Source organism: Pseudoalteromonas sp. K222D, assembly GCF_017653575.1.
Lineage (GTDB): Bacteria > Pseudomonadota > Gammaproteobacteria > Enterobacterales > Alteromonadaceae > Pseudoalteromonas > Pseudoalteromonas nigrifaciens.
On record NZ_JAGGDL010000045.1, the window covers coordinates 14802 to 27457 of the forward strand.

Sequence of the window (12656 nt, forward strand, 5' to 3'; positions counted from 1 at the left end):
TTCAAAAACGATAGATTAAGGTTACACAATGGATATCATTGCATCTTACGGCACGGTATTAATTTTAATTGCCGCAGCAGTTGGCTTTTTTATGGCTTATGGTATTGGCGCAAATGATGTTGCCAATGCAATGGGCACATCAGTAGGCTCTAAAGCGCTAACGATTAAACAAGCGATTTTTATCGCGATGATCTTTGAGTTTGCAGGTGCTTACTTGGCCGGCGGCGAAGTTACATCGACAATTCGTAATGGCATTATTGATTCAACGCCATTTATGGATATTCCTGAATTAATGATATTAGGTATGATTTCTGCGCTTTTTGCAGCAGGCGCCTGGCTATTAATGGCATCATTCTTAGGATGGCCAGTATCAACTACTCACTCTATTATTGGCGCTATTATAGGTTTTGCTTTAGTGGCAGTAGGCAGTGAAGCGATTCATTGGAACAAGGTTGCAGGAATTGTTGGTAGTTGGATAGTAACGCCTGCTATATCAGGTTTTATTGCCTACTTAATATTTATGAGCGCACAAAAGCTTATTTTTGATACGGCTACTCCGCTTAAAAATGCTAAACGTTTCGTGCCAATTTATATGGGCTTAGCTGGCTTTATTATGTCACTTGTGACAATTAAAAAAGGCTTAAAACATATTGGTATTAACTTAGGCACAGTGGAAGGTATTAGTCTATCTATTGCGATTGCAGTAGTAGTAGGCTTTATTGGTAAAATTGCAATTTCACGTTTAAAAATCGACCCTCAGGCCGATAAAAAAATGCAATTTAATAACGTTGAAAAAGTTTTTGCAGTACTTATGGTCTTAACGGCTTGTTGTATGGCATTTGCTCATGGTTCTAACGACGTTGCTAATGCTATTGGTCCTCTTGCGGCTGTGGTAAGTATTGTTGAAAACAACGGTGAAATTGCAAAACAAGCGGCTATTGCTTGGTGGATATTACCACTAGGTGGTTTTGGTATTGTGGCCGGTTTAGCTATTTTAGGTAAAAAAGTAATTAAAACGATTGGCGAAGGGATCACACATTTAACCCCTAGCCGTGGTTTTGCTGCTGAATTAGCTGCTGCTTCAACTGTTGTAATTGCATCTGGCACAGGCTTACCAATTTCAACTACGCAAACCTTAGTGGGTGCGGTGTTGGGTGTAGGTATGGCACGCGGTATTGCCGCACTGAACATGGGTGTTATTAGAAACATTGTAGTTTCTTGGGTAATTACATTGCCAGTGGGCGCAGGCCTTGCTATTGTTATTTTCTACGTACTAAGAACCGCATTTGGGGTTTAATAAAAAAGTACTTAAAGACTTTTAGCTTGAAAAGATCTCAATGCCCTAGGTGTTGGGGTCTTTTTATCGATTACTTAGCGAGAAAACCCTGTGATCTTTAGTCGCTGGGATGAATCGCTAGCCTTGCTCTCGAATATATTTTCTGATTTTGTTGATAATTCGACAATAGAGTTTTTAACGAATTTCCCTAGGTGTCCTACCAATAACTGTTTTCTGTATTTCACAACCAATATTAAATGTAATTCTATTAAATATTGACAATACGATTTATTGTCATATTGCATCTTGACAACCTGAGCTTATACAGTAGTCTATACAGTGTATGAAAAAGACGCTTAGATACAACTACAGGCTAAATCCAACGCCAGAGCAAGAAGTTAAACTCTTTGAGTTTGGCGCGACTTCGCGAGGCATTTGGAATATGTTGTTATCTGAAAACATGCGGCGATATGAGTATGATAAAACGTTTTTGTTTTACAAAGACATGGCCTCGGTTCTTAAAGAGCTAAAGCCTTTTGAAGAGTTTAATTGGATAAAAGCGTTTGATTCTGCTGCGGCTCAGCAAGTTGCTCGCGACTTGGAAACCGCGTTGAAAAATGCATTCTCTAAAGGTCGTTTGCAACGCTTTCCAAAGCATAAAATCACTTACAAAAAGAAAAAACTTCACAATGACTCGTTTCGGGCGGTTAACAACTCCAACTGTATTCGCATTGAAAATGGTGCTATTAGTGTCCCTAAAATCGGCAGAGTTCCGATTATTTTACATCGCAAATTAGCAAGTAAAATCAAGACCGTGACTGTTCAGTATCGTCACGGAAAATGGGAATGTAGTATAACTCAAGAAGTGGAATGCAAGGCCGCGCTTCGCGTGTTAAAAACAATTACAGGCTTTGATATTAACTCAAAGCAGACGGTTGTTGGCTCAAACGGTTATGTTGCCGATAATCCAAAGTTTTTAAAGCAATCAAAAGAGAAGCTGAATCAATTGCAACGCCAGCTTGCACGCCGTAAAAAAGGTTCTAATCGCTGGCACAAAACAAAACAACGCATCAATAAATTACATGGTAAAATCTCAAGGCAAAGGCTCGACTTTGCGCATAAAATTTCACGACAGATAACCAATGAAAATGATATTTTAATTTTTGAAAATTTAAATGTAAAAGCAATGCAGAAATTTAATGGCAGTATGGTGGCCGACAACGTAATGGGGCTCATCACTCAGCTTTCAAAGTATAAAACTGAGCTTGAAGGTAAGATCTATCATGAAATTGGCAGATTTGAAAAATCCACAGGGATTTGCAGTGAATGCGGCCAGCATCATGTTTTGACACTGAAAGATAGAAATTTCACTTGTTTGGCTTGCAGGACATATCAAGGTCGCGACTTATCTGCGGCAAAAAGTATAGCTAAAACAGGTGAATTAGATTTAATTGCGGCTGGAATTGTCGCAAGGGTTAACCCCATATCTCAGCAGAAATCAGCTATTAAAACTAAAGTCTTCGAGTTATCGGAGTTAGCTGTTGGATCTGAGAAAAAAGTAGCAGCCTAGCCCAAAAGCTAGATTGTAGAAGCCCAGTGATCTTTAGTCGCTGAGTAGTTCACTTGTGGAAAGACAAAATGACTAATCTTCCGAGTATAAAACAGCTGCAGTATTTACTTGCAGTACATCAATATCAACATTTTGGCCGCGCTGCTAGTGCGTGCTTTATTGGCCAATCAACATTAAGTACAGCCATTCAAAACTTAGAAGAAACACTAGGCTGCCAACTTATTGAACGTGAAAACCGCAGTTTAATGTTTACCACCATTGGTGAGGAAGTAGTTGAACGTTCGCGCAAAATTATTCACGACACAATTAGTTTAAAAGAGCTCACTAAAAGCTTTTTAACGCCGCTGAGTGGTAAGTTAACCGTAGGGGTTATTCCTACTATTGCGAGCTTTATTGCCGCGCCTTTGTATCATTTTTGTAAGCAAGAATTTTGCGATTTAGAACTGGTATTAGTAGAAGATACTAGCGATAAGTTACTCGATAAATTAGAGCATGGTCAGATAGATTTAGCCTTATTAGCACTGCCGTATCAAACCGATAAGTTTCATACTCAGGTGTTAGCTAGAGATCATTTTAGTTTGGTACATCACAAAGATTACACGCCAGCAAAGAACGTGCAAGACTTTAACTTATTACCCGACGCCAGCGTGTTCTTACTAGAACGTGAGCACTGTATGACCGGGCACGCGCTTAGTGCATGTCATTTAAACCGTGTCAGCTGTATAAACCCGTTTGAAGCAGCCAGCTTGCATACTTTATTGAGCATGGTGGAGTATCAGTTGGGGGTGACCTTTTTACCGCAAATGGCGATTAATGCCGGCATTTTAGATAATAAAAATATGCTAGCAACCCCATCGGCGAATGAGGCATACCGTGAAATTGGTATTTTGTGGCGTAAAACAACCGGACGAATTCGCGACTTTAAATTGTTCAGCCAGCAATTAGAGGTGTTTTTAAAACACCAGTGTAGTTTAGACTTTGCTAAAGAGGCAGCAACAAGCAGCTAAGATAGCTGCTTGTTTTCATGGTTATGGCTTTCATATGGTTCTAGTTTAGGTAAAAAAAGCAAATAAACCCAAACAACCAGATTAAAGTAAGGCACTAGCCCTAATACAGTAAATACCCGAACCGGATAACCTTTAATGTGTGCATATCGGTAACACTGAAACGCAATTGCAAAATGCATAAGTAGTAATAAAACAACTAGCTGTGTCATATTTACCTCCTTAAACTCTAATAACATCCAACATCCAACATCCAACATCCAAAAAATTGTCGTCTTATTTAGGCTGATTTATAATGTCACGTTTTTTTGCGCTTATCGTATCAATTGCGCGACATTTGCTGATTTGTAAGTAAAGTATAGCCGAGAAAGATAATTATGATAGTAGTAAAGAGCTTAATTTTGTTTACAGCTGTTTATTTTTTGCTAGGTAGTTGTTGGTAAAACGTTTTATTTTTTAAAATCTTTTCAAGTTCACTTTTAACGCCTTCAATAGGCGTAGGGCGAGCTATAAAATAGCCTTGGCCGTAGTCAACGCCAATTTCTTTTAATGCAAAAAATACTTCTTCGGTTTCTACATATTCAGCCACAGAGCGCTTATCGAGTGAATGACTAATGTCGTTAATGGCCTTTACTAGTGCTAAATCAATAGGGTCGTTGAGCATATCGCAAACAAACGAACCATCAATTTTTACATGCTGTGCTGGCAGTTGTTTCAAGTAGTTAAAAGTACTGAAGCCGGTGCCAAAATCGTCAATCGAAAAGTGGCAGCCTAAAATATTGAGTTTTTCAATCATTTTACGCGTAGCTGCTAAGTTGTTAATGCTGGCTGATTCGGTAATTTCAAAAATTATTTGTGTTGGTAAAACCTGATACTTTGCTAAATTTGACTCTATTAATGGCACTAAACGCTCATCTAAAAATGACTGCGCAGAGAGATTTATAGCTACTTGGTTAAGTTCTGGGTAGAGGGCAACATTAGCAATTGTGTTACGAATAACGCATTGATCCATTAAAAAAGTATCGTTTAGCATTTCTAATGAAGGAATAAATTGATTAGGAAAAATTAGCTCATCATTTATTTTTAAGCGCAGCAGCACCTCAAAGTAAGCCACTTCATTGCGCCTAAAATCCCAAATTGGTTGGTAATGCAGTTCAATACTATCTTGTTGCAGCGCTTGGCGAATACCATGTCCCCACTCTAAGCCAGTCTGTAGCGTATTGTTATGGGCATCTTGTTTTGCATAGCAATGCACTAAATTCCGACCTAAATTTTTAGCGATATACAGGGCAATATCTGCTTGTTTTAAACATTCGCTCGGGTCGCAATTCTTTTCGGTAATTTGAGTTAAACCAATTGAGCAACTGATTGAGTATATTTGCTCCTCAGATTTAAATTGATTTTGTTCAATCGCGTTACATATACCTTCGGCAATTAAATGCGCGTCAAGCAAGTTAGTATGTTTGAGGATCACTGCAAATTCGTCGCCACCAACTCTACACACTAAATGCTCGGTACTTATGTTTGTTATAAATAATTGCGCTACTTCTTTTAAAACAATATCGCCTTGTTGATGGCCTTTACTATCGTTAATTATTTTAAAGTGATCTAAATCGATATAAATAAGCGCGTGTTCAATATCTGAATGGGTGTGCTGAGGTTGGCAAATACGATTCAGCTGTTGGTCAAAGTAATAGCGGTTATGCAGGCCAGTAAGCGTATCGTGAAGTGCCAAATGGCGCAGCTGCAGTTCCGCTTGTTTACGTTCATGAATATTGTCGATTGTGGCGGTAATAGTGGCGTTATTATGGCTGTTTTGTATGAGCTGCAGCCGACATTCAACCCAAATTTGGCTGCCATTTTTATGTTGTAGCCTTATTTCAACTTGTTGTTTGTACTCACCACCACAAAGAATGTCGTCTATTGTTGCTTGTAGTTTTACTTGGCATTCAGCAATACAAAAATTAGTTAATTGCTGTTGTAGTGTCGATTTAACACCAAAGCCACTTAATGCTTCCCACGCTGGGTTGATAAAGCGAATAAGCCCTTGCTGATCAAGTTCCAGAACGACAGTATTTAAATGCAATAAAATACGTTGATGCGCAGAAAATAAATCTCGGTATCGCACTTCGCTTATGCTCAGTTGCTCTACTTTGTTAGCAAATTCAGCGTAGCTCACCATAAAGTCTTCGCGACGCGCTGCATGGTCGCATACTTTATTTAAAAATGGCGGATCGTATGGGGCACGTATAAAGTCGGTTACGCCGGAAAGTAAAAGCTGCTCCGCATAATCTGCATCATCACTATCTATAATAGTTACAATTGCTTGCATAGGATTATGTTGTAAAATTTCAGATACTAGCACGCTCGACTCTTCTGCTCTTGCAGCGGTTGCATCAAGTAAAACAATTGCAAATTGTTGCTGGTTATAAGCATTAAGCGCGGCTTGGCTCGAGGTAACATGGGTAATCGAAAAGTTTAGCAGTAACGGCTTGCTGATTTCATTGGCTTTAGTGTTAGTCGGCTCTAACAGTAAGAGGTTTAAACGACTGCTTTTTTCTAAATGGTTAGCGAGCACACTTGCCAGCACTTGCGGCAGCATGTCTTGGCGCTCAAAAGGTAATACTGCATCAATACCGTAGCTGCGGGCAGTAGTTTCAGCTATTCGTTCACAATAAATAGGGGGAATAAGTAAGATTGGGGTATTTTTAGGGGTGTTTAATAAGCCCGAGCGGATCATTCTTGAGAAGCGCCAGCCATCAATTTTACCTACATCAAGGCCAGTAATAATTATATTAACGGCTTGTTTTTTTAATATTTTTAAAGCTTGTTGGCTATCAGATACTTCTATAAATTCAAAAACATTTAATTTCTCTAAAGTGGCTCGAATAGTGCCACGCTCAGCACTGCTGGCGTTTAATATTAGCAATTTAAGCTGATTTACCACGTTTAGAGTACCCCTAAAAAATCACGATTATTCAAAAGAGTAAGAGTAATGATATTTACCGCTTAGGACAAGCGTATTTATAGCCTGATAATAAATGCAGTAAAACAAGTGTAATTTAATGAGAATTTACCTGATTTCTTGAGCTTCATAAGCGATAGATATACACTTGGCGCGACTTTAAATGATGTGGATTACCAACTATGCGCGTGGCTGATTTTAGCTTTGACCTTCCCGACGAATTAATTGCTCGTTTTCCTAAGCAAGACAGAACAAGTAGCCGCTTATTGAGCCTAGATGGCCCAAGTGGTGTAGTTGAGCACAAAGTATTTAGTGATTTGCTTGAATTAGTTAACGAAAATGACTTGTTGGTGTTTAATAACACGCGAGTAATACCTGCCCGTATGTTTGGTCAAAAAGCGTCAGGCGGAAAAGTTGAAGTGTTAGTAGAGCGTGTGCTTGATGAGCATAGAGTGCTGGCACATGTACGTGCGAGTAAATCGCTAAAGCCTGGCAACGAAGTAATTCTTGAAGGCAAGGCAAAAGCAACCATGGTTGCGCGTCACGATACCTTATTTGAGCTGGAGTTTGAGCATAGCCAAAACGTACTCGATATATTAAATGATATTGGCCATATGCCATTACCGCCGTATATAGATCGCCCTGATAACGAGGCTGATCGTGAGCGTTATCAAACCGTGTACGGCGAAAAGCCTGGAGCGGTTGCGGCTCCTACCGCCGGTTTGCATTTTGACGATAAGTTAATGACCGCGCTAAAAAATAAAGGCGTACAAATGGCTTTTGTTACACTGCATGTGGGAGCGGGGACGTTTCAACCGGTGCGTGTTGCCACGGTAGATGAGCACATTATGCACTCAGAATACATAGAAGTGCCAGATGATGTGGTTGCTGCTGTAGCAAACACTAAAGCCAATGGTGGGCGTGTTATTGCCATAGGTACAACGTCTGTACGCTCTCTAGAATCGGCAGCAAAAGTACACGGTGGTAAGTTAGATACTTACTTTGGTGATACCGATATATTTATTTATCCGGGTTATCAATTTAATGTAGTTGATGCCATGATCACGAACTTTCACTTACCAGAGTCAACGCTTATCATGCTGGTAAGTGCCTTTGCCGGACAAAACAATATTATGGGCGCATATAACACCGCCATAGAGCAGCAGTATCGTTTTTTTAGTTATGGCGATGCGATGTTTTTAACCCGTAAATAAACACCACAAAATTTACTTGTTTAAGCTGGCTATTTGCTTTTAAATCAGCATTGAATTTACCGCAGTTAATAGTATTAACGCAGTAAAAAGGGTAGAATCGAGCGGTTAAATTATAGCTTGTTGGACTGTTTTTCCGACATTGAGGACAATATGAAATTTGAATTAGACACTACAGACGGTAAAGCGCGCCGCGGCCGCTTGATTTTTGACCGTGGTGTAATAGAAACTCCAGCATTTATGCCTGTAGGTACTTACGGTACTGTTAAAGGCATGACACCGGATGAAGTAAAAGCAACAGGCGCGCAAGTTTGTTTAGGTAATACGTTTCACCTAATGCTGCGCCCAGGCACTGAAATCATTAAGCAACACGATGGTTTACATAAGTTTATGAATTGGGATTTCCCGATTCTAACTGACTCAGGTGGCTTCCAGGTGTTCAGCCTAGGTGCTATGCGTAAAATTACCGAAGAAGGCGTATTATTTAGCTCCCCAGTAAATGGCGAGAAAATTATGATGACGCCAGAATCATCAATGCAAGTACAGCGCGACTTGGGTTCAGATATCGTGATGATTTTTGACGAATGTACACCATACCCTGCTACCGAAAAAGAAGCTAAAGATTCAATGGAATTGTCACTTCGCTGGGCTAAACGCTCAAAAGAAGGCCATGGCGACAACCCATCCGCACTGTTTGGTATTATTCAAGGTGGTATGTACCCAGAGTTACGTGCACAATCGCAAGCCGGACTTGAAGAAATAGGCTTTGATGGCTATGCATTAGGTGGTTTATCGGTAGGTGAGCCGAAAAACGAAATGATCAATATTCTTGATCATTGCGCGTACAAAATGCCAGCAGACAAACCACGTTATTTAATGGGTGTAGGTAAGCCAGAAGACTTAGTTGAGTCGGTACGCCGTGGTATTGATATGTTTGACTGTGTTATGCCAACCCGTAACGCCCGTAATGGTCATTTATTTATTACCACAGGTGTGGTTAAAATACGTAACGCAGTACATAAAACAGATACTGGCCCGCTTGACCCTGAGTGTGATTGCCATACCTGTGGAAACTACTCACGTGCTTATTTACATCACCTTGATAAATGTAACGAAATTTTAGGCGCACGATTAAACACTATTCATAACTTACGTTATTATCAACGTGTTATGGAAGGCTTACGTAACGCAATTAGCGCAGGTAAGTTAGATGAGTTCGTTCAGGATTTTTATGCTCGCCGTGGCCAAGACGTGCCAGAGCTTGCAGATATAACAAATTAAATTTTAAAAATTAAAGAGGAAGTATCATGAGTTTATTTATTTCGAATGCCCACGCAAGTACTGGTTCTGCATCTGCCGGTGGCGGAATGGAAATGCTAATAATGTTAGCTATTTTCGGTTTGGTTTTTTACTTTTTGATTTATCGCCCGCAAGCTAAGCGTGTTAAAGAGCATAAAAGCTTAATGAGCGCGATGGCTAAAGGTGATGAAGTACTTACCCAAGGCGGTTTAGTGGGTAAAATAGTAAAAATTGCAGATGATAAAGATTTTGTTGTTATCTCATTAAACGAGCAAGCAGAAGTAACAGTACAAAAATCAGCCGTAACTGCGGTATTGCCAAAAGGCACAATGAAGTCGCTATAAAAATAATAAGGACGACCCCGTGTTAAACAAGTTTCCACTTTGGAAGTATTTACTTGTTTTAGCTGTGGTAGCCGTTGGCCTTTTATACGCCTCTCCAAACTTGTATGGTCGCGATCCGGCTATACAAGTTTCTGGCGCTAAAGGTGCTGATGTTGATCTCAGTGTAATAGACAAAGTAAACGCAACCCTCAAAAAACATAACGTTAGTGTTAAATCAACGAAACTCGAAGATGGGCAAATACTCGTTCGCTTTAGAAACGTTGAAGAGCAGCTAAAAGCGCAAGATTTATTGCGTAACTCTCTTAGCGATGATTACATTTCTGCTATAAACATGGCTCCAGCGCAACCAGCTTGGTTAAAAGCGGTTGGCGGCAACCCAATGAAGCTAGGCCTAGACTTAAGTGGTGGTGTGCATTTCACCATGGAAATTGACATGGCGACAGCCGTTGATAACCAGCTTGAGCAAATGGAAGAAGACTTTCGTAGCGACCTACGTGAAGAAAAACTTCGTTATCGCAGTGTTCGCCGTGTAGCGGGCTCTGATCGTATGCGTGTAGAAATGCGCAGCGAAGAAGATAAAGACGCTGCAGAGCGCTTCTTAAAGACGCAGTATCCATTAAATGTATACATAGATGATAGCAGTAACGATAACGCATTTTATGCGACTATGAGTGAGCAAAAACTCAAAGAAATTCGTGATTACGCTATCAAGCAAAACGAAACGATTATTCGTAACCGTATTAACCAAATTGGTGTTGCTGAGCCAAACGTACAGCGCCAAGGTGCTGAGCGAATTATTGTGCAACTACCCGGCATTCAAGATACTGCTCGTGCTAAAGAGATTTTAGGCGCAACGGCCACACTTGAGTTTCGCGAAGTAGAAGAAAACGCCGATATTAGCGCTGCTGCTCAAGGTCGTATCCCACCGGGTACTGAAATGATCATGAGCCGTGACGGTTACCCGGTGGTACTTAAAAAACGTATTATTCTTGAAGGTAGCCACATTACTGGCGCGCAATCAGGTAGCGATGAATACCAACGCCCGCAAGTAAGTATTACCCTAGATAGCAAAGGTGGGGCAAAAATGAATGCCTTTACCAAGCGAGCTATTGGTAAGCGCATGGCCACGGTATTTATTGAATACAAACCATCAGGTAAAAAAGATGCCAACGGTAAAGCGCTTCCGCCTATTAAGGTTGAAGAAGTTATTAACGTAGCGACTATTCAAGCACGCCTTGATCGCTCGTTCCGTATTACCGGTATTGATAACCCAGCAGAAGCACATAACTTAAGCTTATTACTACGTGCTGGCGCACTTGTAGCGCCAATTCAAATAGTTGAAGAGCGCACTGTAGGGCCAAGCTTAGGGCAAGAAAACATTGAAGCAGGAATGACCGCGGTAGCACTTGGTTTTGCATTCGTACTTGCATTTATGCTTATTTACTACAAAGGCTTTGGCATGGTTGCTAACCTTGCGCTTGCTGCTAACTTAGTGCTTATTATTGGTGTTATGTCGTTAATTCCAGGCGCAACGCTTACTCTGCCAGGTATTGCCGGTATTGTACTAACCGTAGGTATGGCGGTTGATGCCAACGTACTTATTTTTGAACGTATTCGTGAAGAGCTGGCCGATGGCCGTAGCCCTCAACAAGCCGTTCATTTTGGTTATGACAGTGCATTTAGCACAATTTTTGATGCCAATATTACCACCTTAATTGCTGCCGTTATTTTGTTTGCTGTGGGCACTGGCCCAATTGCAGGCTTTGCGGTTACGTTAGCAATTGGTATTTTAACGTCAATGTTTACAGCAATTGTTGGTACGCGTGCGATTATCAACTTATTTATTGGCGGTAAACGTGTTGATAAACTTTCAATTTAAGGAGTAGCCATGCAAATTTTAAAATTGGGTAGCAAAACCCTACGTTTCATGTCTCTTCGTAAAGTGGCAATGGGTTTTTCAACGTTATTAATTTTAGCGTCATTTATAGCGGTTTTTACTAAAGGCTTAAACTTTGGTTTAGACTTTACCGGTGGTACTGCCGTTGAAGTTGGCTTTTCGCAACCTGCAGATCTTAAAAAGGTGCGTGATGTACTTGCCGAAAATGGTTTTGCAGATGCATCGGTGCAATTATTTGGTTCAAGCCAAGAAATTTTAGTTCGTTTAGCGCCGCGCGGCGATGACGTAAAAGCTGAAGTTATTGGTAACCAAGTTATTGCTGCACTAAAGCTAGCAGACGAAAGCGTAGTAATGCGCCGTATTGAGTTTGTTGGCCCAAGCGTAGGTGAAGATTTAAAAGAGCAGGGTGGCCTGGCCATGTTAACTGCACTTATTTGTATCTTGATTTATGTAGCATTTCGCTTTGAATGGCGTTTTGCAGTAGGCGCAGTAAGCGGCTTAATTCACGATGTTATTATTACCGTAGGCTTATTTTCGGTATTAGGTTTAGAGTTCGATTTAACCATATTAGCGGCTATATTAGCGGTAATAGGTTACTCACTAAACGATACCATTGTAGTATCTGATCGTATTCGTGAAAACTTTCGCAAAGTGCGTATTGATGACACGATAGAAATTATCGATATGTCTTTAACACAAACGCTTAATCGTACCTTAGTAACATCAATTACCACTATTTTAGTATTAATTGCCTTGTTTATTTGGGGCGGTCAAACCATTCATGGCTTTGCTACAGCATTGTTATTTGGTGTGTTTATTGGCACTTATTCATCTATTTACGTTGCCAGCTCAGTTGCTATTGCACTTGGCGTAAGTAAAGAAGATTTAATACCAGAAGTGATTGAAAAAGAAGGTGCTGATCTAGACGCTATGCCGTAATAGATTTGTGAGCCGATATTAACCGCCCATCTGGGCGGTTTTTTATTGTCTGCACTAAAGCGAAGTATTCAATACCTAAATTCGGATAATAAGTGCAATTTCTCAGATTAGATGGCCAGCTGTTATAATTCGGCCATTTTCTCGCCAAAGG

At 40.4% G+C, this 12656-nt stretch carries 10 protein-coding genes; 8 read left to right on the forward strand and 2 right to left on the reverse strand.

Translation table 11 applies throughout. The features are described 5' to 3' along the window. The first annotated feature begins 28 nt into the window (after nt 1-28). From J5X91_RS15870 to J5X91_RS15880, 3 genes are all read left to right on the forward strand, one after another. Entirely contained in the window at nt 29-1297 is a 1269-nt protein-coding gene (locus tag J5X91_RS15870) for an inorganic phosphate transporter (RefSeq protein ID WP_041454322.1), read from the forward strand. A gap of 322 nt (nt 1298-1619) precedes the next feature. Further along, complete coding sequence (locus J5X91_RS15875) at nt 1620-2846, forward strand: RNA-guided endonuclease TnpB family protein (RefSeq protein ID WP_208835209.1); 1227 nt, start codon at nt 1620-1622, stop codon at nt 2844-2846. A 68-nt stretch (nt 2847-2914) separates the two neighbouring features. Beyond that, nucleotides 2915-3853, forward strand: coding sequence for a hydrogen peroxide-inducible genes activator (locus tag J5X91_RS15880; protein WP_011327028.1), 939 nt, complete (start codon nt 2915-2917; stop codon nt 3851-3853). Here the strand turns inward: J5X91_RS15880 and J5X91_RS15885 are convergent. Then, nucleotides 3850-4062, reverse strand: coding sequence for a hypothetical protein (locus tag J5X91_RS15885; RefSeq protein ID WP_011327029.1), 213 nt, complete (start codon nt 4060-4062; stop codon nt 3850-3852). The two genes, J5X91_RS15880 and J5X91_RS15885, sit on opposite strands and share 4 nt — an antisense overlap. Nucleotides 4063-4265: 203 nt before the next feature. Beyond that, the gene (locus tag J5X91_RS15890; RefSeq protein ID WP_208835210.1) at nt 4266-6797 is read right to left on the reverse strand and encodes an EAL domain-containing protein; all 2532 of its coding nucleotides are present in this window, start codon (nt 6795-6797) and stop codon (nt 4266-4268) included. A gap of 200 nt (nt 6798-6997) precedes the next feature. Here J5X91_RS15890 and queA point away from each other — a divergent pair, with 200 nt between their 5' ends. From queA to secF, 5 genes are all read left to right on the forward strand, one after another. Continuing rightward, nucleotides 6998-8029, forward strand: coding sequence for a tRNA preQ1(34) S-adenosylmethionine ribosyltransferase-isomerase QueA (gene queA, locus J5X91_RS15895; RefSeq protein WP_011327031.1), 1032 nt, complete (start codon nt 6998-7000; stop codon nt 8027-8029). Between the two features lie 150 nt (nt 8030-8179). Continuing rightward, the gene (gene tgt, locus J5X91_RS15900) at nt 8180-9307 is read left to right on the forward strand and encodes a tRNA guanosine(34) transglycosylase Tgt (protein ID WP_208835211.1); all 1128 of its coding nucleotides are present in this window, start codon (nt 8180-8182) and stop codon (nt 9305-9307) included. Between the two features lie 26 nt (nt 9308-9333). Continuing rightward, on the forward strand, nt 9334-9669 hold the full coding sequence (gene yajC, locus J5X91_RS15905; protein ID WP_011327033.1) for a preprotein translocase subunit YajC: 336 nt from the start codon (nt 9334-9336) through the stop codon (nt 9667-9669). A 19-nt stretch (nt 9670-9688) separates the two neighbouring features. Next, a complete protein-coding gene (secD, locus tag J5X91_RS15910; RefSeq protein WP_182676997.1) occupies nt 9689-11548 on the forward strand; it encodes a protein translocase subunit SecD in 1860 nt (619 codons plus the stop codon). Nucleotides 11549-11557: 9 nt separating this feature from the next. Next, nucleotides 11558-12505, forward strand: a complete 948-nt coding sequence (gene secF, locus J5X91_RS15915) for a protein translocase subunit SecF (protein WP_208835212.1) — start codon at nt 11558-11560, stop codon at nt 12503-12505. The last annotated feature ends 151 nt before the right edge of the window (nt 12506-12656 follow it).